General features: G+C 57.8%; 17 protein-coding genes. 6 read left to right on the top strand and 11 right to left on the bottom strand.

Going from position 1 to position 19,126, the window contains the following annotated elements:
* Positions 1 to 27: 27 nt before the first annotated feature.
* The 5 genes from CE491_RS22205 to CE491_RS22185 form a co-directional block, all read right to left on the bottom strand.
* On the bottom strand, positions 28 to 1,122 hold the full coding sequence (locus tag CE491_RS22205; RefSeq protein WP_110950490.1) for a polyamine ABC transporter substrate-binding protein: 1,095 nt from the start codon (positions 1,120 to 1,122) through the stop codon (positions 28 to 30).
* Positions 1,123 to 1,444: 322 nt separating this feature from the next.
* Positions 1,445 to 2,542 carry a polyamine ABC transporter substrate-binding protein gene (locus CE491_RS22200; protein WP_110950489.1) on the bottom strand — a complete coding sequence of 366 codons (1,098 nt, stop codon included), beginning with the start codon at positions 2,540 to 2,542 and terminating at the stop codon, positions 1,445 to 1,447.
* Between the two features lie 193 nt (positions 2,543 to 2,735).
* Positions 2,736 to 4,100: an aspartate aminotransferase family protein gene (locus CE491_RS22195; protein WP_110950488.1), complete on the bottom strand. Its 1,365-nt coding sequence runs from the start codon at positions 4,098 to 4,100 to the stop codon at positions 2,736 to 2,738.
* Positions 4,101 to 4,171: 71 nt separating this feature from the next.
* Positions 4,172 to 5,530 carry a glutamine synthetase family protein gene (locus CE491_RS22190; protein ID WP_110950487.1) on the bottom strand — a complete coding sequence of 453 codons (1,359 nt, stop codon included), beginning with the start codon at positions 5,528 to 5,530 and terminating at the stop codon, positions 4,172 to 4,174.
* A gap of 42 nt (positions 5,531 to 5,572) precedes the next feature.
* A complete protein-coding gene (locus tag CE491_RS22185) occupies positions 5,573 to 6,367 on the bottom strand; it encodes a gamma-glutamyl-gamma-aminobutyrate hydrolase family protein (RefSeq protein ID WP_110950486.1) in 795 nt (264 codons plus the stop codon).
* Between the two features lie 277 nt (positions 6,368 to 6,644).
* On the opposite strand from CE491_RS22185, the gene CE491_RS22180 reads away from it, so the two are divergent.
* Positions 6,645 to 8,021 carry a glutamine synthetase family protein gene (locus CE491_RS22180; RefSeq protein ID WP_110950485.1) on the top strand — a complete coding sequence of 459 codons (1,377 nt, stop codon included), beginning with the start codon at positions 6,645 to 6,647 and terminating at the stop codon, positions 8,019 to 8,021.
* A 293-nt stretch (positions 8,022 to 8,314) separates the two neighbouring features.
* The gene (locus CE491_RS22175; protein ID WP_110950484.1) at positions 8,315 to 8,953 is read left to right on the top strand and encodes a TetR/AcrR family transcriptional regulator; all 639 of its coding nucleotides are present in this window, start codon (positions 8,315 to 8,317) and stop codon (positions 8,951 to 8,953) included.
* Between the two features lie 227 nt (positions 8,954 to 9,180).
* Here CE491_RS22175 and CE491_RS22170 read toward each other — a convergent pair whose 3' ends face one another.
* The 6 genes from CE491_RS22170 to CE491_RS22145 form a co-directional block, all read right to left on the bottom strand.
* Positions 9,181 to 9,396, bottom strand: coding sequence for a TOBE domain-containing protein (locus tag CE491_RS22170; protein ID WP_062379390.1), 216 nt, complete (start codon positions 9,394 to 9,396; stop codon positions 9,181 to 9,183).
* Positions 9,397 to 9,447: 51 nt separating this feature from the next.
* Positions 9,448 to 10,257 (bottom strand): aliphatic sulfonates ABC transporter ATP-binding protein, encoded by an 810-nt coding sequence (gene ssuB / locus CE491_RS22165; RefSeq protein WP_110950483.1) that lies wholly within the window; start codon positions 10,255 to 10,257, stop codon positions 9,448 to 9,450.
* Positions 10,254 to 11,042 (bottom strand): aliphatic sulfonate ABC transporter permease SsuC, encoded by a 789-nt coding sequence (gene ssuC, locus CE491_RS22160; RefSeq protein ID WP_110950482.1) that lies wholly within the window; start codon positions 11,040 to 11,042, stop codon positions 10,254 to 10,256. The genes ssuB and ssuC overlap by 4 nt, the downstream gene beginning before the upstream one ends.
* 28 nt (positions 11,043 to 11,070) lie before the next feature.
* Positions 11,071 to 12,048, bottom strand: coding sequence for a sulfonate ABC transporter substrate-binding protein (locus CE491_RS22155; protein WP_110950481.1), 978 nt, complete (start codon positions 12,046 to 12,048; stop codon positions 11,071 to 11,073).
* A 439-nt stretch (positions 12,049 to 12,487) separates the two neighbouring features.
* Positions 12,488 to 13,126: a peroxiredoxin gene (locus tag CE491_RS22150; RefSeq protein ID WP_110950480.1), complete on the bottom strand. Its 639-nt coding sequence runs from the start codon at positions 13,124 to 13,126 to the stop codon at positions 12,488 to 12,490.
* 176 nt (positions 13,127 to 13,302) lie between these two features.
* Positions 13,303 to 14,667, bottom strand: a complete 1,365-nt coding sequence (locus tag CE491_RS22145; RefSeq protein WP_110950479.1) for an OprD family outer membrane porin — start codon at positions 14,665 to 14,667, stop codon at positions 13,303 to 13,305.
* Between the two features lie 812 nt (positions 14,668 to 15,479).
* Between CE491_RS22145 and tauA the strand changes: the two genes are divergently transcribed.
* From tauA to tauD, 4 genes are all read left to right on the top strand, one after another.
* Complete coding sequence (tauA, locus tag CE491_RS22140) at positions 15,480 to 16,457, top strand: taurine ABC transporter substrate-binding protein (protein WP_110950478.1); 978 nt, start codon at positions 15,480 to 15,482, stop codon at positions 16,455 to 16,457.
* A 52-nt stretch (positions 16,458 to 16,509) separates the two neighbouring features.
* Positions 16,510 to 17,301 (top strand): taurine ABC transporter ATP-binding subunit, encoded by a 792-nt coding sequence (gene tauB / locus CE491_RS22135; RefSeq protein ID WP_110950477.1) that lies wholly within the window; start codon positions 16,510 to 16,512, stop codon positions 17,299 to 17,301.
* Positions 17,298 to 18,146: a taurine ABC transporter permease TauC gene (gene tauC, locus CE491_RS22130; RefSeq protein WP_110950476.1), complete on the top strand. Its 849-nt coding sequence runs from the start codon at positions 17,298 to 17,300 to the stop codon at positions 18,144 to 18,146. Before tauB ends, tauC begins: the two co-directional genes overlap by 4 nt.
* Positions 18,147 to 18,225: 79 nt before the next feature.
* A complete protein-coding gene (gene tauD / locus CE491_RS22125) occupies positions 18,226 to 19,059 on the top strand; it encodes a taurine dioxygenase (protein WP_110950475.1) in 834 nt (277 codons plus the stop codon).
* Positions 19,060 to 19,126 lie beyond the last annotated feature (67 nt).

Genomic DNA, 19,126 nt, shown 5'->3' with positions numbered 1-19,126 from the left:
CGACCCATGCGGCCGGTCGCCAGGTCTTTATTTACCGGATTTGATCTTGGTCCAGCTACGCGTCATCAAGCGCTGGATTTTCGGTGGCAACTCGAAATTGACATACAGACGCTTCTGCACATCCGCCGATGGATAGACAGCCTCGTCATTGCGGATTTCCTGATCCATCAACTCGCCCGAAGCGGGGTTCGGGTTGGCGTAACCGACCTGGTCACTGACCTTGGCGATCACCTCCGGTTTGAGGATGTAGTTGATGAACGCGTGGGCGGCCTTGACGTCCGGGGCGTCGGCCGGAATCGCCAGCATGTCGAACCACAGGTTGCCGCCCTCTTTTGGAATCGAATAGGCAATGTTCACGCCCTTGCCTGCTTCTTCTGCACGCGCCTTGGCCTGGAACACATCGCCGGAGAATCCGGCCGCGATGCAGATGTCGCCGTTGGCCAGATCGGTGATGTATTTCGACGAATTGAAGTAGGTCACGTAAGGACGGATTTTCAGCAGCTTGTCTTCAGCAGCCTTGTAATCCTTCTCGTCAGTGCTGTTTGGGTTCTTGCCCATGTAGTTCAGCACTGCGGGCATCATCTCGTCAGCCGAGTCGAGGAATGCGACGCCGCATTTCTGCAGCTTCTTGATGTTCTCGGGTTCGAACAGCACCGCCCATGAATCGATGGTGTCGACGCCCAGCACTTGCTTGATCTTGTCGACGTTGAAACCTATGCCGTTGGTGCCCCACAAGTAGGGCACCGCGTACTGATTGCCCGGATCGTTTTTCTCCAGGCGCTTCATCAGTTCGGGATCGAGGTTTTTGTAGTTGGGGAGTTGCGACTTGTCGAGTTTCTGAAACGCACCGGCCTTGATCTGTTTGCCAAGGAAGTGGTTGGAGGGCACGACCACGTCATAACCCGTGCGACCGGCAAGCAGCTTGCCTTCCAGGGTTTCGTTGGAGTCGAAGACATCGTATTTGGTCTTGATCCCGGTGGTGGACTCGAAATCCGCCAGGGTCGTGGTACCGATGTAATCGGACCAGTTATAAATGCGGACGGTGGAGTCCGCGTAAGCACCGACGGCGAGCGTCAGGCCGGCTCCTAACAGCAAGCCTTTGGAAAACAAAGAAATAGACACGTTTGCAGTCCTTTTTAGTAGGTGGGCCTGTTGCCCTGGCCGACGACAGTAACGACTGCCTGTGACAAATCCGGCGCGCAACTTACCTTCGATCAACGCTGCTCGCAAAAAACTTTTTATTTCTTGCCTCGATCGCCCAGAGAATGCGGTTTGCCAGTGGGAGTGAGCTTGCTCACGACGAGGTCAGTCCAGTCGGCGCAAATAGGAGTTTGAAAGTCCGCCTTCGTGAGCAAGGTACTCCCATTCACTGATCACCAACGAGTTTTCAGCCATAAACAATTGAGGTGCACGTGCCGTCATTGACGGCACGCATCGACAAGGCTTATTTGCCCGATTTGATGTTGGTCCAGGCGCGTGTCATTTCGCGCTGGGTCGCTGCAGGCAAGTCGGCAATTGCGTACAACTTCGACAGCACGTCCGCTGGCGGATACACGCCCGGATCAGAAGTGATCTCCTTGTCGACGAACTCGGTTGCAGCCTTGTTACCGTTCGGGAAGTGAACGGAGTTGGTGATTTCAGCCATCACTTTCGGTTGCAGGATGAAGTTCATGAACTTGTAGGCGCCCTCGACGTTTTCGGCATCTTTAGGGATGGCGACCATGTCGTAGAAGCTGCCAGCGCCTTCTTTCGGAATGTTGTAGCTGATCTTGACCTTGCCACCCGCTTCTTCAGCACGCGCCTTGGCCTGATACACGTCACCCGAATAGCCCACGGCTACGCAGATATTGCCGTTGGCCAGGTCCGAGATGTACTTGGACGAGTGGAAGTAAGCCACGGACGGGCGAACCTTCAGGAACAGATCCTGAGCTTTCTTGATGTCTTCTTTCTTTTGGCTGTCGGTAGGCAGGCCCAGATAATGCAGCGCTACTGGCAGCATTTCGGTCGGCGAATCGAGGAAGCTGATCCCACAACTTTTCAGCTTGGCCGCATTCTCTGGCTTGAACAGCAGATCCCAGGAGTTGGTCGGCGCATCGGCACCCAGCGCAGCCTTGACCTTGTCCGGGTTGAAGCCAATACCGATCGAGCCCCACATGTAAGGGAAGGCGTGTTTGTTGTCCGGGTCGCTGATCGACACCGCCTTCAGCAGCGCAGGATCGAGGTTTTTGTAATTAGGCAGCTTGGACTTGTCCAGCTCCTGATAAACACCGGCTTTGATCTGTTTGGCCAGGAAGTTGTTCGACGGTACGACGATGTCGTAACCCGACTTGCCTGCCAGCAATTTGGCTTCCAGTGTCTCATTGCTGTCGAAGACGTCGTACACCACTTTGATGCCCGACTCCTTCTCGAAATCGGCAATGGTGTTTGGCGCGATGTAATCGGACCAGTTGTAGACGTGCAGAACTTTGTCATCCGCGTGTGCAGCTGCGGCCACTGCGCCCATCAGGGACAGGGCGAGGAGGGTTTTGCCAAATTTCTTCATGCGTACAGCTCCAATGTTTTTTATGTTAGCGACGACTAAAACAGCCGTTAGTCTGGCAATTTCCTGGGCGGGCTTACAAGCTGAGCGGCCTGCCATGTTGCATAACTTTCAAAGATTTCATCTGCACGCCAACAACACACCGATCCCTGTAGAAGCGCGCATGGTCTGGCCAAGCGCGCTTCTATATCCCTCTTCAGTTCTGTAGTGCCTCAAGGGTCAGATCCAGGCATTTGCGCGCTTTTTCCACCAACTCATCGATCTCGGCAAAGCTGATTACCAGGGGCGGCGAAATGATCATCGTGTCACCCACCGCTCGCATGATGAGTCCGTTATTGAAGCAGAAAGTCCGGCAGATCATGCCCACACCTCGATCGACATAACGTTCGCGAGTGGCTTTGTCTTTCACAAGCTCAATGGCGCCGAGCATGCCGACACCCCGAACCTCACCCACCAGCGGATGATCGTTCAACTCACGCAAACGCTTTTGCAAATATGGTGCCGTTTCCGATTTCACCTGCTCGACAATCTTTTCTTCGCGCAGAATCCGAATATTTTCCAGACCCACCGCCGCAGCCACGGGGTGACCGGAGTAGGTGAAACCGTGGTTGAAGTCACCACCCTCGTTGAGCACCTTGACCACTTCGTCACGCACAATCACGCCGCCCATGGGGATGTAACCCGAGGTCAGGCCCTTGGCGATGGTCATCAGATCGGGCTTGAGGCCATAGAAATCGCTACCGAACCACTCACCGGTACGACCGAAGCCACAAATCACCTCGTCGGCCACGAAGAGGATGTCGTACCTGGCGAGGATTTCCTTGATCTTCGACCAGTAGGTGTCCGGCGGAACGATCACGCCGCCCGCGCCCTGAATCGGCTCGGCGATGAAGGCGCCGACGTTGTCTACACCCAGTTCCAGAATCTTCTTTTCCAACTGTTCGGCCGCCCAGACGCCGAACTCGTCGGGGGTCATGTCGCCACCTTCACCGAACCAGTAAGGCTGCGCAATGTGAACGATGCCCGGAATCGGCAAGTCGCCCTGCTCATGCATATAGGTCATTCCGCCCAGGCTCGCGCCAGCGACGGTGGAGCCGTGATAGCCGTTCATGCGGCTGATGATGACTTTCTTGCTCGGCTTGCCCTTGATCGCCCAATAGTGGCGGACCAGGCGCAGCACCGTGTCGTTGCCTTCCGAGCCGGAACCGGTGAAGAACACGTGGTTCATGCCTTCAGGCGCAATCTCTGAGATGGCTTTGGCCAGTTGCAGCGCAGGCGGGTGAGCGGTCTGGAAGAACAGGTTGTAATAAGGCAGCTCGCGCATCTGTTTGCTGGCGGCGTCGGCCAGTTCGTCACGGCCGTAACCGACGGCTACGCACCACAGGCCAGCCATGCCGTCGAGGATCTTGTTGCCTTCGCTGTCCCACAGATAAACGCCCTTGGCATGGGTGATGATGCGCGGGCCTTTCTCTTTAAGCTGTTTGAAGTCGCTGAACGGCGCCAGGTGATGATCGCTGCTGAGGGCTTGCCATTCGCGGGTTTGCGGATTGTTGGAACTCATGAATCACTCCATTGACTGGATAACGCGTGTCGGCGTCTCTGGCCTGGAAAGCCAAGTGACGCCAAAAGTCTTCAGACCGCGAAGAGCAGGAATTCCCGTTCCCACGAGCTGATCACACGCTTGAAGTTTTCGTGCTCGGCGCGCTTGACTGCGACGTAGCCGGTCACAAACGTCTTACCGAGGTATTTCTCGACCGTCTTGCTGTTTTCCATCCGCTCCAGCGCGTCTTCAATGGTCAACGGCAGGCGCAGGTTGCGGCGTTCATAACCGCGACCCACGACCGGCGCACTTGGGTTAAGACCTTCGACCATGCCGATGAACCCGCACAACAGGCTCGCGGCGATCGCCAGATACGGGTTGGCGTCGGCGCCGGGCAGACGGTTTTCCACACGACGGTTCTGCGGCGTCGCCTCGGGCACGCGCAGCCCGACAGTGCGGTTTTCCTCGCCCCACTCCACGTTTACCGGGGCCGAGGTGTCAGGCAGGAAGCGGCGGAACGAGTTGACGTTAGGCGCGAACAGCGGCAACAGCTCGGGGATGAGCTTTTGCAGACCACCGATGTGCTGCAGGAACAGTTGGCTCATGGTCCCGTCTTCATTGGAGAAGATGTTCCTGCCGGTCTCGATGTCGATGATGCTCTGGTGCAGGTGCATGGCGCTGCCAGGCTCGCCGGTCATGGGCTTGGCCATGAAAGTTGCGGCCACGTCGTGCTTGAGCGCCGCTTCGCGCATGGTGCGTTTGAACACCAGAATCTGGTCGGCCAGCGAAAGGGCATCGCCGTGACGGAAGTTGATTTCCATCTGCGCCGTGCCGTCTTCGTGAATCAGCGTGTCCAGGTCCAGGTTCTGCAGTTCGCACCAGTCGTAGACGTCTTCGAACAGCGGGTCGAATTCGTTCGCCGCTTCAATGGAAAAGGACTGGCGACCGGTTTCCGGACGACCCGAACGGCCAATCGGCGGCTGCAAAGGATAGTCGGGGTCGTCGCTGCGCTTGGTCAGGTAGAACTCCATCTCCGGCGCCACGATGGGCTGCCAGCCTTGATCGGCGTAGAGCTTGAGGACTTTCTTGAGCACGTTGCGCGGCGACAGCTCGATAGGGTTGCCCTGCTTGTCGTAGGTGTCGTGAATCACCTGCGCAGTGGGCTCGATTGCCCAGGGGACCAGGTACACCGCGTTCTGGTCAGGACGGCAGAACATGTCGATGTCTGCGGGGTCCAGCAACTCGTAATAAATGTCGTCTTCGACGTAATCCCCGGTCACGGTCTGGAGCAATACGCTTTCCGGCAAGCGCATGCCTTTTTCAGCAATGAACTTGTTGGTCGGAGAAATCTTGCCCCGCGTGATACCGGTCAGGTCGGAGATCATGCACTCGACTTCGGTAATCCTGTGTTCTTTCAACCAATCGGTGAGCTGGTCGAGGTTGGTACTCATAAATACCTCAGGGGTTCATTACTCTGACGACCATCGTGATCGTCAGGCGCTTTTGGACGCTCGCGCGTCGCGTTGTGTTGCCCGTTTTCGACAGGCATCGCCAAATGCCTGAAGAATTGAAAGATAGTCGGGGTTGTGCATGACTTGCCACTCCGGATGCCACTGAACGCCCAATGCGAATACGTCGGCTGAAGCAAAAGGCGCGCCCGGGGGAACGGAGATCGCTTCGATCAAGCCATCCGGGGCAGTGGCCTCCACGCGCAAACCAGGCGCCAGACGCTCGATTCCCTGCCCGTGAATTGAATTGACACGAATTTCTTCTGGCATTCCCAGCCCGGCCAGAATTCCGCCCGGCGCAATGCGCAGGGGATGGCTCGGAGCATATTGAATTTCAACGGGTTCGTTATCTGGCTCACGATGGTCCATGAAGGTTCCCGTCTCGTGAACCTTCTGATGCAGACTGCCGCCAAAGGCCACGTTCATCTCCTGAAAACCGCGACAAATCCCCAACACCGGCACTCCGGCGGCCACAGCGGCACGAATAAGAGGTAAGGTGGTGCGGTCGCGTTCAGGATCGTGAGCAGTGCCCGGCGCGCTGGCTGGACCACTATAGTGATAGGGTTCCACATTGGACGGAGAACCGGTGAAGAGCAATCCGTCGACCACCGAAAGAACATCGGCGGGATCGATGAGCTCTGCCAGAGACGGCAGAATCAGCGGCAGGCCCTGGGCAGCAACAGCGACTGCGCGGACGTATTTGTCACCACTGACGTGATAGGCATGCGAGCCGATTTGCTGAGTGCAGGCGGTGACGCCGATCAGCGGAAGGCGAAACATGTGACCCCCGGTGTTATTGCTGTTATGGGTTGCGACCGAGCTTAGCCTTGTTCATTTTTTTACACAACAACCCCGTAAAAAATAAAATACGCCCCGCTCAAGATCGCAGTATTTGACGTCTCCAGTGGCGAGAAACCGCCCTAAAGTGCGGCAAAATTGGCTTCAGGGCGCCGTTTTAGGGCAAAACGGGGCTCTCTTGACTTCATCAGGGCTTTCGGATTGACTGAACCCCGTAATGCTCGATGATTGATATTTTCAACAACAAAGGTGTTGCATCATGTCGGTACCCCCGCGTGCCGTTCAGCTCAACGAAGCGAACGCGTTCCTTAAGGAACATCCTGAGGTTCTATACGTTGACCTTCTGATTGCAGATATGAATGGAGTGGTGCGCGGCAAGCGCATCGAACGCACCAGCCTCCATAAGGTTTACGAAAAAGGCATCAACCTCCCAGCTTCTCTTTTCGCACTGGATATCAATGGCTCGACGGTGGAAAGCACCGGCCTGGGTCTGGACATCGGTGACGCAGACCGAATCTGTTATCCAATCCCCGACACTCTCTGCAATGAGCCTTGGCAGAAGCGTCCTACCGCACAACTCTTGATGACCATGCACGAACTGGAAGGCGAGCCGTTTTTCGCCGATCCACGTGAAGTGCTGCGCCAGGTCGTGGCCAAGTTCGATGAAATGGGCCTGACCATCTGCGCGGCGTTCGAGCTGGAGTTCTACCTGATCGATCAGGAGAACGTGAACGGTCGTCCACAACCGCCGCGCTCGCCGATTTCCGGCAAACGCCCGCACTCGACACAGGTCTACCTGATCGACGACCTCGACGAGTACGTCGACTGCCTCCAGGACATTCTGGAAGGTGCGAAAGAGCAAGGCATCCCTGCCGACGCGATCGTCAAGGAAAGCGCCCCGGCGCAGTTCGAAGTGAACCTGCACCACACCGCCGATGCACTGAAAGCTTGCGATTACGCAGTGCTGCTCAAGCGACTGATCAAGAACATCGCCTACGACCATGAGATGGACACCACCTTCATGGCCAAGCCGTATCCAGGCCAGGCGGGTAATGGTCTTCACGTCCACATCTCGATCCTTGATCGCGATGGCAAAAACATCTTCACCAGTGAGGATCCCGAGCAGAACGCCGCATTACGTCATGCGATCGGCGGTGTGCTCGAGACCCTACCGGCACAGATGGCGTTCCTTTGCCCGAACGTCAACTCGTATCGCCGGTTCGGTGCTCAGTTTTACGTGCCCAACTCGCCCACCTGGGGGCTGGATAACCGCACGGTCGCGGTTCGCGTGCCAACCGGCACCGCCGACGCCGTGCGTATCGAACACCGGGTCGCCGGCGCCGATGCCAACCCGTATCTGCTGATGGCCTCGGTGCTGGCCGGCATTCACCACGGCCTGACCAACAAGGTCGAGCCGGGGGCGCCGGTCTCCGGCAACTCTTACGAACAGCACGAGCAGAGCCTGCCGAACAACCTGCGCGATGCCTTACGCGAGCTGGACGACAGCGAAGTCATGGCCAGGTACATCGATCCGAAGTACATCGATATCTTCGTTGCATGCAAGGAAAGTGAGCTGGAGGAGTTCGAGCACTCCATCTCCGACCTTGAGTACAACTGGTATCTGCACACTGTTTGACGGTTGTGTGAAATAAAAAGAACGCCCCCATCCCATGCGGTTGGGGGCGTTTTTTATTTTAGACAGGGGCTCTGACGATTGTGGCGTCAGGGCAGGCGGCTTCGCGAGCACGCTCACTCCCCACAGGATTTCACTGGCCGAGAGATCAATGCGGCCCGCAAGAGTCTGGCGGTAGAGGCAAGCGTAGATCTGCGGCACACGCACTATCCACTGTGCGAGCGAGCTTGCTCACGAAGGCATTCTGCCGAGCACCACTGTTAGAATGCATCCGGCCCCGATCAAGAGAGCACGCAATGACCCGCCCCGCCACACCCCGAAAACCCCGCGCGCGCAGCCAGGCCCGGATCGATTCGATCCTCGATGCTGCCCGCACGCTTCTTGCTACAGATGGCGTGGCGAGTCTGTCGATCTACAGCGTGGCCGAGCGCGCAGAGATTCCACCCTCCTCCGTCTACCACTTCTTCGCCAGCGTCCCGGCCCTGCTCGAAGCGTTGACCGCAGATGTTCACGCCGCCTTTCGCGAAAGCCTGCACCAGCCCATTGACCACGAACAGCTCAACCACTGGCATGACCTGTCACGGCTGGTCGAAACGCGCATGCTCAACATCTACAGCGAAGACGCCGCCGCCCGACAGCTCATCCTCGCGCAGCACGGCCTGACCGAAGTCACCCAGGCCGACCGCCAGCACGATGTCGAACTGGGCAACCTGATGCATGAGCTGTTCGCCAGGCACTTCCCACTCCCCGCGCTGCCGGATGACGTCGAAGTCTTTGCCCTGGCCCTGGAACTCGCCGACCGCGTCTACGCCCGCTCCGTGCAACTGCATGACACCATCACCCCGCGCATGGCCGAAGAAGGCCAACGCGTGTTCGACGCGTATCTGGGGCTGTATCTGCCGCCTTTTTTGCCCAAGCGCGTCGCGGTTCAGTAACGCCGCGTAGGCTCAGATTCACTCTGCACACTGTGGGAGTGAGCCTGCTCACGAAGAAGTCGGCACATCCACCCTATGTTCAGCGGCTGTAAATCAGCATTCGTGAGCAAGCTCACTCCCACAGAGGAATGCGATCCATGCCGTCTTCCCGTTCGGTCGTCACCAAATCCCAAGCAATAAAAACCCCGAAGGGCTCGCACCCTTCGAGGTCGTTCACAGCGCATCGATTACAACTTGGCGATCGACACTTCGGTGGATTTCACGAAGGCGATCACTTCGCTGCCGACAACCAGCTCCAGCTCTTTGACCGAGCGGGTGGTGATGACGGAGGTGACGATGCCCGAAGCGGTCTGTACGTCGATTTCGGACAGCACGTCACCGGTCACGATTTCCTTGATGGTGCCTTTGAACTGGTTACGCACGTTAATGGCTTTGATAGTCATGGTATGGCTTCCTTTGTGAGATCAGATCCGAGTGCAACATTGCACCTGGATTTAGTTGGCCCAACGCAGTTGCGTGGGCAGCGGTGAAGTCGGTTCGGGTTCGGGCGGGCTGCCAGGAATCGACAGCACGCGGTTAAGCACTTCGGTTTCCAATGCCGCCAGTCGGTACGAGCCGCGAGCGCGCGGCCGGGGGAGCTCGACCTGCAGATCCAGACCGATGCGACCTTCTTCAATCAGCAACACACGGTCGGCAATGGCTACGGCCTCACTGACGTCGTGGGTCACCAGCAGCACCGTGAAGCCGTGCTTCTGCCACAGGTTTTCGATCAGCTGTTGCATCTCGATACGGGTCAAGGCATCCAGTGCGCCCAGCGGCTCATCGAGCAGCAACAGACGCGGCTGGTGAATCAGGGCCCGAGCCAGCGCCACACGTTGTTTCTGACCGCCCGACAATGCTGCCGGCCACTCATTGGCGCGCTCGGCCAGACCTACGGCTTCCAGCGCTTCAAGGGCCTTGCCGCGCCAGTCGCCGCTAAGGCCCAGGCCGACGTTGTCGATGATGCGCTTCCACGGCAGCAAACGTGCTTCCTGAAACATCAAGCGGGTGTCTTCGCGGGCGTCGGCCAGCGATGCATTGCCCGCCAGCAATTGACCGCTGGTAGGTTTGTCCAGCCCCGCCAATAGGCGCAGCAACGTACTTTTGCCACAGCCACTGCGACCGACCACGGCGACGAATTGCCCCGCCGGGATGTGCAGATCGATATCTTTCAACACTTCCCGCGAGCCGAAGGTTTTCTTCAGCTTGCGGACTTGAAGCGGAATCCCGCGCAACAGGTTTGCCGGTTGTTGGAGATTGCTCATTGCGTGCCACCTTTAGCCACTTGATACGCCGGGTGCCAACGCAGGCAGACCCGTTCCAGACCGCGCGCCGCGAGGTCCGCCAACTTACCGAGTACGGCGTACAGAACGATCGCCAGCACCACCACATCGGTCTGCAGGAATTCACGGGCGTTCATCGCCAGATAACCGATGCCGGAGCTGGCCGAAATGGTCTCGGCCACGATCAGCGTCAGCCACATGAAGCCCAGGGCGAAGCGCACACCAACCAGGATCGACGGCATCGCGCCCGGCAGAATCACATGACGGAACAGCGAGAAGCCCGACAGGCCATAGCTGCGCGACATTTCCACCAAGGCCGGATCGATGTTGCGAATACCGTGGTAGGTGTTCAGGTAAATCGGGAACAACGTGCCCAGCGCCACCAGGAAAATCTTGGCGCTCTCGTCGATCCCGAACCACAGGATCACCAGAGGGATCAGTGCCAGGTGCGGCACGTTTCGGATCATTTGCACCGAGCTGTCGAGCAGCCGTTCGCCCCACTTCGACAAGCCGGTGATGAAGCCCAGCGCCAGGCCGATACTGCCGCCGATGGCGAAACCGATCCCTGCACGCCAACCGCTGATGGCCAGGTGGGTCCAGATTTCGCCACTGCGCACCAGCGTCACACCCGCTTCGATGACCGCGCTCGGCGCAGGCAGGATTCGAGTGGACAGCCAACCGGCGCTGACCGCCAGTTGCCAGATCGCCAATAACAAGACCGGTAGCATCCAGGGCGCCAGTCTGTGAGTGATTTTTTCCACGCTCATGGAGTTGTCTCCTCTTAAATGCCGAGGCTTACTGCGCTTTCGCGACAGCAGCAGGTGGCGTCCAGATCACATCGGCGATGCTGAGCGGTTTAGGGATCAACTTGAGCTGATAGAAAGTGTCGGCAATTTTCTGTTGGGCCGCGATGGTTTCGGCAGTAATGAACTGCGCACCGTAACCCTGACGCTTAACCGAGATTTTGGTGATGTCTTCCGGCAGCCCCAGCAGCGGCGCAACCTGTTTGGTCACTTCATCCGGGTTGGCCTTGGACCATTCACCCACCGCGCGCACTTCTTCGACCAGGGTCTGAATCACCTTCGGATGCTGCTGTGCGTAGGGCTTGGTTGCCAGATAGAACTGGTTGTTGTCGACGATGCCTTTGCCGTCACGCAGGGTTCGCGCCTGCAACTGTTGTTCGGCGGCGGCCTGGTACGGGTCCCAGATCGCCCAGGCATCCACGGCACCACGTTCGAACGCCGCACGAGCATCGGCCGGCGGCAGGTAAACGGTCTGAATGTCGCTATATTTGAGGCCAGCTTCTTCCAGCGCTCGCACGAGCAGATAGTGGACGTTGGAGCCCTTATTCAGGGCGACTTTCTTGCCCTTGAGGTCCTTCACCGAGGTGATCGGCGAATCCTTGGGGACCAATAGCGCTTCACTGGTCGGCGCTGGCGGCTCGGATGCGACGTAGAGCAGGTCGGCGCCAGCCGCCTGGGCGAACACAGGAGGTGTTTCGCCGGTCACGCCGAAATCGATCGAACCCACGTTCAAGCCTTCAAGCAGTTGAGGGCCACCGGGGAATTCGGTCCATTGCACTTGAACACCTTGTTCGGCGAGCTTTTTTTCCAGCGAGCCCTTGGCCTTAAGCAGGACCAACGTGCCGTACTTCTGATAACCGATGCGCAAGGTATCGGCTTGAGCTAGAGCCTCTTTTGAAAAACTTGCGCCGAAAGACACCGCCGCAGCAAACAGAGCGACCAGGCCTCGACGCAAAATGACAGTGCGCATGGCACGCTCCTTTGCTTGTAGCTATACAGGTGGCACCTGCTCGTCCGATGACGGACCAGCGAGGTGTGATGGGATTCTGTGCCGGCGATCTCGCCAGGACGGAGAGACCTTAACAGGGGTTTGTTATTCACTAAAATCATATTTATTCATTTGGTTAGCACCAAATTGAATAACAAAGATTTTGCTCGCCGCTCGGTCCATTGTCGGAGGTTTCTCGTCGGCCAGACTTCGCCTTATCGCGCAGCAAACACGGCCCCCTGTGAGAGTGACTTGCTCACGAAGACTGACTTTCAGGCGCCGAACTGTTGTGGATTTATCGCCCTGTTCGTGAGCAAGCTCACCCCCACAGGTACGGCGTCGCACCTGAATCACCACGTCCGAGTAATCCAAAAAAAGGGGCCGATAAATCGGCCCGAATGTCGTGGTTGAAACAGTGCTTTCAGCGATTAGGCTGCGGGGTCAATCGCAGGTAAGGCGTAACGGCCGTGTAGCCCTTCGGAAAGCGTTGCTTGATCTCTTCTTCATCCTTGATCGACGGCACGATCACTACGTCATCACCGTCTTTCCAGTTGGCTGGCGTCGCGACCTTGTGGCTGTCGGTCAATTGCAGCGAATCGATGACCCGCAGAATCTCGTGGAAGTTGCGACCGGTGCTGGCGGGATAGGTAATGGTCAGGCGCACTTTCTTGTTCGGGTCGATCACGAACAAAGAGCGCACGGTCAGCGTCTCGCTGGCGTTTGGATGAATCAGGTCATACAGGTCCGACACCTTGCGATCAGCGTCAGCCAGAATCGGGAAGTTGACGGTCGTGTTCTGGGTCGAGTTGATGTCATGAATCCATTTGACGTGGGACTCGGCGGAATCCACCGACAAGGCGATAGCCTTCACGTTGCGCTTTTCGAACTCGTCCTTGAGCTTTGCCGTAAAGCCAAGCTCGGTGGTGCACACAGGAGTGAAGTCGGCCGGGTGGGAAAACAGAACGCCCCATTTATCTCCCAACCAATCATGAAACTTGATGCGGCCTTCACTGGATTCCTGTTCGAAGTCGGGGGCGATGTCGCCAAGTTTGAGGCTCATACAGTCAGCTCCTTTGGTGTGTGTGTTATTGGGACACTGTGCCTGCGAAAAGTTTAAAACTGAAAGACCGAAAAGCAATGGCAAGCGCGCTTTCAGCTATAAAAATATCTCATCCTCCTTTATTTAGAGCATAAAAAAGCCCCGCCTAAGCGGGGCTCTTTTCAACCAGCCAGTGCTTATTTGAAAGCGTAGGTGTAGTTGAAGATCAGACGAGTCTGGTCTTGGTCCAGAATTGGCGTGTTCTGAGCCGTGGTGCCTTTGAAATCACCACGGTAGTTGGCGCGACGCAGAGTAGCGCCGAAGCCTTTCAGAGGACCATCCTGGAATACGTAGTCGATACGCATATCGCGTTCCCACTCGGAACTGTCGCCAACCGAAGCACCGGATGTGGACTTGATGTTGGTCCCTTTGAGGTACGCGAAGGCTGCTTTCAGGCCAGGCACACCCAGGCGTGCGAAGTCGTACGAGTATTGACCGAAGTTGGTGGTCTCACCGGCACGGGCGAACTGGTTGATCATCGAGTCAGTGAACAGGTAGAAGCTCGAACCGCCTTCACCATCGCCACGTCCGCGACCGTCCGCTACGTTACCGTTGCTGATCCAGACCATACCGCCGTCGTTGCTCACGTCCTGATGGCCGAGCATCAGAGAGTGGCCGCCGAGGGTGTAAGTGAACATCGCCGACCAGGTTTTGTTGTCGACTTCGCCAGCGTGCTTGGCATAGCCGCCGTTGTTGTTGAAACGGTGGCTCGCGTCGCCGTTCTTGCCGTCGGAGTCGCTGTCGAAGTAGCGCAGGTCAGTCTTGAACGACTGGTCGTCAGCGATCGGCAGGATGTGTACCAGACCGAAGAAGTTCTGCTTGTAGTAGTCTTCCAGCTCCGAGTGGTAAGCCTGCAAGGTCAAGTCCTTGGTAGCTTTCCAGTCTACACCGGCGAAGGTAAAGCTGTTGGAGCCTTTCGTACCGCCAGCAGTTGCCAGACCGGCATAGTTGCTGGAAGCCCGGCTTGCGGCTTGAGTCAACTTACCTGCGTTGAAGGTGAAGTTGTCGATGTCTTTGGACTGAAGAGTCGCACCCTGGAAAGTCTGTGGCAGCAAACGACCGTCGTTCGCAACCAGGATTGGCAGGTTAGGCTGCAGCGCGTTACCGACCTTGACTTCAGTCTTGGAGATCTTGGCCTTGGCGTTGGCGCCCAGACGCGACCAGCTGTCCACGGACGAACCGTCGGAATCAGTCGGGAAGAAGGTGTTCGAAGTAGAGGCGGTGTGGTGATCAATGCCGCCACCCAGGTGAATACCGTAAATGCCTTGCACGTCCAGACCGAAGCCTACGGTGCCAGGGGTATAACCCGAGATGAAGTTAAACAGCAGACCTTCGGCAGTTTCGCGCTGATCAGCAGCACGAGTACCTGTACGAGTGTCGTTTTCAAAATACATGGTACGGGAACTGATGGTCGCCTTGCTGTCTTCCAGGAAACCAGCAGCACCCGCCTGAGTGGCCATTACGCCAAAAGATACGGCCAAGGCCAGGGTGGACTTCTTCATTGTGTTTCGCTCCTCTTGAATCTAATTTTTGTAGTTCCTTGGTTCTGAGATCGAAGGCTCAAGACCGCGGATGCGCGATTAGCGCTGGACCTGACTCGGCGAGTCAATGGCCCTATGACTAATTGACTAGACCGCGTTAACAGCTGGCTGCAAGGTAAGGGAATTCCTTTAAACCTAAAAAGACTTTATGAGCCTGCTTTTATGCCAAGCAGTTATATGTCACAAGCCGTTTCAGCCGTCCGTTGCGGAGTGTATCGGCGTCTTTGCGTAATTCCCAAAAAATATTTCTACTCCGTTCGTCAGATCGATTAGTTTTGCCCCATCGTACGACCGGAACTCGACCGACCGGTCATGGTCGGCCTGTGAAACGAGGTGAGATTTACAAACATAAGCCTTTGAATATTAAAGGATCGATAAACGCGTAGACACTATTGTTACCGTTGTCACCCTGCTATCTGTCTGCTTTTCCGCCGAATGTGGGCGGCACTCGTCAGTCAACTGGCAAAGATCGCTCAACTGTTGCACCTCTCGCCAACCACATACTCCAAGAGCAGCGGTTACGCTCAACATGCGCGCTCTTGAAGGCGCAAGCTTCCCTCCGGTGAGCGTGCCGATCGTATTTACAAAATGTGACATTTCGATGAACGGTCATTTTGTTTCCGCATTTTTACGGCTTATTGAGGTCGCGGTCGCCTCGCCCGGGAGCATTCCACTCTAAGCTCATGCCAAAAGGTTATTTATTTGCCATTTCTTAGATCATTTACGCTTCGCCTCATTCAGTCCCTCGGTCTGCCTTGATCCGGAGCCTCACCATGAAACTGCTCAAACCCTTTCGCCTGTTGGCGGCCCTGTCGCTGGCCGGTTCCGCCCTGCTCGCCCAGGCTGCGGAATTCACCGTTGCATACCAGACCACCGTGGATCCGGCGAAAGTCGCTCAGGCCGATGGCGCGTATGAAAAAGCAACCGGATCGAAAATCTCCTGGCGCAAATTCGATAACGGCGCCGATGTGATCACGGCCATCGCTTCCGGCGACGTGCAGATCGGCTACCTGGGCTCAAGCCCGCTGACGGCTGCGGCCACCCGCAAGGTGCCAGTGGAGACTTTCCTGATTGCCACGCAGATCGGCGCCGCTGAAGCTCTGGTCGCCCGCAATGGCGCTGGCATCAACAGCCCGCAGGATCTGGTCGGGAAGAAGATCGCGGTGCCTTTCGTGTCCACCGGGCATTACAGCCTGCTGGCAGCGCTGAAACACTGGAACATCGATCCGGCCAAAGTAACCATCCTCAACCTTGCCCCACCGGCAATCGCCGCCGCCTGGAAGCGTGGTGACATTGACGCCACCTACGTCTGGGATCCGGCATTGGGTGTCGCCAAGGAAACCGGCAAAGTGCTGATCACTTCCGGCGAACTGGCCAAAATTGGCGCCCCGACCTTCGATGCCTGGATCGTGCGCAAGGACTTTGCCGACAAACATCCTGAAATCGTCAAAGCCTTCGCCAAGACAACCCTCGATGCCTACGCCGACTACCGCAAAGACCCGGCTGCGTGGATTGCCAACGCTAGCAACGTCGACAAGCTGGTGAAGCTGTCCGGCGCCAAAGCGAGCGATATTCCGGGTCTCCTGGAAGGCAACGTGTATCCGCTGGCCGCTGACCAGGCAAAAGAGTTGGGCGCACCGACTACCGAAGCCATCGGCAAGACCGCCGCGTTCCTGAAAGAGCAAGGCAAGGTTGATGCGGTGCTGGCGGACTACACGCCATATGTCAGCGCAAAGTTTGTAACCCAGTAAACACCGCGGCGCCTTAAAAAATGCAGACCTATTAAGAAGCGGAGTCATCGCCATGGCCTTGTTACAGCTGGAGCGCATCTGCGCACAGTATCCCGGTGCGGCCGAGCCGGTGCTGTCGGATATTTCTCTGAGCCTCGGCCCGCAACAGTTGCTGGTCGCCCTCGGCCCGTCCGGCAGCGGCAAGACTTCGCTGTTGAACCTGATTGCAGGCTTCGTCGAGCCCAGCGCCGGCCGCATCACGCTGGACAACGTGCCAGTTAAAGGCCCAAGCGCTGAACGCGGCGTGGTGTTTCAGGACGATGCCTTGTTACCGTGGCAGGACGTGCTCGCCAACGTGGCTTTCGGCCTGGAACTGGCGGGCGCCCCTCGCGCGCAACGTGAAGTCAAGGCTCGGGAAATGCTGGCACTGGTCGATCTGGCGGGCTTCGAAAAACGACGCATCTGGCAGCTCTCGGGCGGGCAGAAACAACGCGTGGGCCTGGCTCGGGCACTGGCCGCGGACCCGCGCGTGCTGCTGATGGACGAACCTTTCGGTGCGCTGGACGCCTTCACCCGCGAGCAAATGCAGGAACTGCTGTTGCAGGTCTGGAAGCGCAGCGCCAAGCCGGTGTTCCTGATTACCCACGACATCGAAGAAGCCGTATTCCTCGCCACGGACCTGATTCTGCTGGCGCCCAATCCGGGGCAGATCGTCGAACATCTCAAACTCGATTTCGGTCAACGCTACAGCACAGGCGAATCGGCACGAGCAATCAAATCCGACCCTCGTTTCATCGAAACCCGCGAACACGTACTGGCGCGAGTGTTTTCACAACGTCAGGCCATTCAGGAGCAGCGGGCATGAGCAAATACCAAGCGTCACCGGTGACTGAAGCCCTCGCCCATACGCCATCTCCCGGCAGAAACGCAGCACCGCGTCTGTACCTGAGCACCCGCGCCATCAGCGTCCTGACGCTGATCGTGCTATTGGGCGCCTGGTGGCTCGTCACTGCGTTCGAATGGGTAGAACCACTGTTTCTGCCGCCGCCTTCGGCCGTGCTGGAAAAAGCCTGGCTGCTGATGACCAAGGGCTACATGGAGTCCACGCTCTGGCAGCACTTGGGTGCGAGTCTGCAGCGCATCGGCCTGGGTCTGGTATTCGCGGTGCTGACCGCAATTCCGGTCGGCATTGCCATCGGCCATAACCGTATCGCTCAAGGCATCTTCGACCCGCTGATCGAGTTCTATCGCCCTATTCCGCCGCTGGCTTACCTGCCCTTGATCGTGATCTGGTGCGGCATCGGGGAATTCTCCAAGGTGCTGCTGATTTATCTGGCGATCTTCGCCCCCATCGCCATCGCCACAGCCACCGGCGTGCGCACGGCGGACAGCGCCAAGCTGCGGGCTGCGCAATCCCTGGGCGCCAGCCGCTGGCAGTTGATTCGACATGTGATCTTGCCAAGCGCCTTGCCGGATATCCTCACCGGCGTGCGCATCGGGCTGGGCGTGGGTTGGTCGACGCTGGTCGCCGCAGAGCTGATCGCCGCCACCAGCGGGCTGGGTTTCATGGTGCAGTCGGCCGCGCAGTTTCTGGTGACCGATGTCGTGGTGCTGGGGATTCTGGTGATCGCGTTCATCGCCTTTGCGCTGGAAATGGGCCTGCGCGCCCTGCAACGCAAGCTGGTGCCGTGGCACGGCCAGAATCACTGAACCCTTGAATGCCCGAACGCTTGAATGACAGAACGACACTGACTACGCCGACACTTCGGCGCCTATCGTGAGAACCCGCATGAGCCTTCACATCACCCCTCTCAGCTCAGCCTTGGGCGCGCAGATCAGCGGCGTCGACCTGAGCCGAGACCTGACTGCCGAGCAACGCGATGCCATCGAGCAGGCGCTGCTCGCGCATCAGGTGCTGTTCTTCCGCGACCAGCCCATCACACCACAGCAACAGGCGCGTTTCGCGACGCAATTCGGTGATCTGCACGTGCACCCGATCTATCCGAATGTGTCCGAGCAACCCGAAATCATGGTAATCGACACCGCGCTGACTGACGTGCGCGATAACGCCATCTGGCACACCGACGTGACCTTCCTGCCGACACCCGCTCTGGGGGCGGTGCTCAGTGCCAAGCAGTTGCCGGCTTACGGAGGCGATACGTTGTGGGCCAGCGGCATCGCGGCGTTCGAAGCTTTGTCCGGACCGCTGCAAACATTGCTCGACGGGTTGACCGCCACTCACGACTTCACCCGATCCTTCCCGCTGGAACGCTTCGGCACGACCGCTGAAGATCTGGCGCGCTGGGAAGAAACCCGACGCAAGAACCCGCCGTTGTCACACCCGGTGATCCGCACGCACCCGGTCAGCGGGCGCAAAGCGCTGTTCATCAACGACGGCTTCACCACGCGGATCAACGAACTGGAGCCTGCGGAAAGTGAGGCGATTCTGAAATTGCTGTTCGCCCATGCGACACGACCCGAGTTCACCATCCGCTGGCGCTGGCAGGAAAACGACGTCGCCATGTGGGACAACCGCGTGACCCAGCATTACGCGGTGGACGATTACCGGCCACAGCGTCGAGTCATGCACCGAGCGACGATTCTGGGGGATGTACCGTTCTGAGCGGCACTGTGCTCGTGAGTGCCGGGATGTCGATCAATGAGACAGCTCCCCGCTGACCGGCAGCAAA

Origin of the sequence: Pseudomonas bohemica, assembly GCF_002934685.1 — a bacterium.
GTDB classification, from domain to species: Bacteria; Pseudomonadota; Gammaproteobacteria; order Pseudomonadales; family Pseudomonadaceae; genus Aquipseudomonas; species Aquipseudomonas bohemica.
This window is presented reverse-complemented; position numbering and strand designations above follow the sequence as displayed.

Bases quoted from the DNA above. Each gene is read 5' to 3' on its own strand.
- CE491_RS22195 (WP_110950488.1), bottom strand. From the start codon at position 4,100: ATGAGTTCCAACAATCCGCAAACCCGCGAATGGCAAGCCCTCAGCAGC.
- ssuC (WP_110950482.1), bottom strand. From the start codon at position 11,042: ATGAGCGTGGAAAAAATCACTCACAGACTGGCGCCCTGGATGCTACCG.
- ssuB (WP_110950483.1), bottom strand. From the start codon at position 10,257: ATGAGCAATCTCCAACAACCGGCAAACCTGTTGCGCGGGATTCCGCTT.
- CE491_RS22155 (WP_110950481.1), bottom strand. From the start codon at position 12,048: ATGCGCACTGTCATTTTGCGTCGAGGCCTGGTCGCTCTGTTTGCTGCG.
- tauA (WP_110950478.1), top strand. From the start codon at position 15,480: ATGAAACTGCTCAAACCCTTTCGCCTGTTGGCGGCCCTGTCGCTGGCC.
- CE491_RS22170 (WP_062379390.1), bottom strand. From the start codon at position 9,396: ATGACTATCAAAGCCATTAACGTGCGTAACCAGTTCAAAGGCACCATC.
- tauC (WP_110950476.1), top strand. From the start codon at position 17,298: ATGAGCAAATACCAAGCGTCACCGGTGACTGAAGCCCTCGCCCATACG.
- CE491_RS22185 (WP_110950486.1), bottom strand. From the start codon at position 6,367: ATGTTTCGCCTTCCGCTGATCGGCGTCACCGCCTGCACTCAGCAAATC.
- CE491_RS22150 (WP_110950480.1), bottom strand. From the start codon at position 13,126: ATGAGCCTCAAACTTGGCGACATCGCCCCCGACTTCGAACAGGAATCC.
- CE491_RS22180 (WP_110950485.1), top strand. From the start codon at position 6,645: ATGTCGGTACCCCCGCGTGCCGTTCAGCTCAACGAAGCGAACGCGTTC.
- tauD (WP_110950475.1), top strand. From the start codon at position 18,226: ATGAGCCTTCACATCACCCCTCTCAGCTCAGCCTTGGGCGCGCAGATC.
- CE491_RS22200 (WP_110950489.1), bottom strand. From the start codon at position 2,542: ATGAAGAAATTTGGCAAAACCCTCCTCGCCCTGTCCCTGATGGGCGCA.
- CE491_RS22145 (WP_110950479.1), bottom strand. From the start codon at position 14,667: ATGAAGAAGTCCACCCTGGCCTTGGCCGTATCTTTTGGCGTAATGGCC.
- CE491_RS22175 (WP_110950484.1), top strand. From the start codon at position 8,315: ATGACCCGCCCCGCCACACCCCGAAAACCCCGCGCGCGCAGCCAGGCC.
- tauB (WP_110950477.1), top strand. From the start codon at position 16,510: ATGGCCTTGTTACAGCTGGAGCGCATCTGCGCACAGTATCCCGGTGCG.
- CE491_RS22190 (WP_110950487.1), bottom strand. From the start codon at position 5,530: ATGAGTACCAACCTCGACCAGCTCACCGATTGGTTGAAAGAACACAGG.